2 tRNA genes are annotated in these 262 nt (G+C 48.9%); both read left to right on the forward strand.

The features are described from left to right. Window positions 1-2 precede the first annotated feature (2 nt). Window positions 3-79: transfer RNA gene (locus EO122_RS08160), tRNA-Ile, on the forward strand. A 101-nt stretch (window positions 80-180) separates the two neighbouring features. Next, window positions 181-256: transfer RNA gene (locus tag EO122_RS08165), tRNA-Ala, on the forward strand. The last annotated feature ends 6 nt before the right edge of the window (window positions 257-262 follow it).

Here is a 262-nt window from a genome sequence, read left to right on the forward strand (position 1 = left end):
GTAGGCCTATAGCTCAGCTGGTTAGAGCGCACGCCTGATAAGCGTGAGGTCGGTGGTTCAAGTCCACTTAGGCCTACCAGTGCCTTTCTTCAATGAAGAAGAGCTAATATAATAAGTCCTATCTTAAGATGGAAGAAATTCCTAATCAGGATGAGTTCCGAATACAAGATAGACTCACATGGGGGCGTAGCTCAGTTGGGAGAGCACCTGCCTTGCAAGCAGGGGGTCAGGAGTTCGAATCTCCTCGTCTCCACCATTTCCT

This window comes from Veillonella sp. CHU110 (assembly GCF_003992255.1).
GTDB lineage: Bacteria > Bacillota > Negativicutes > Veillonellales > Veillonellaceae > F0422.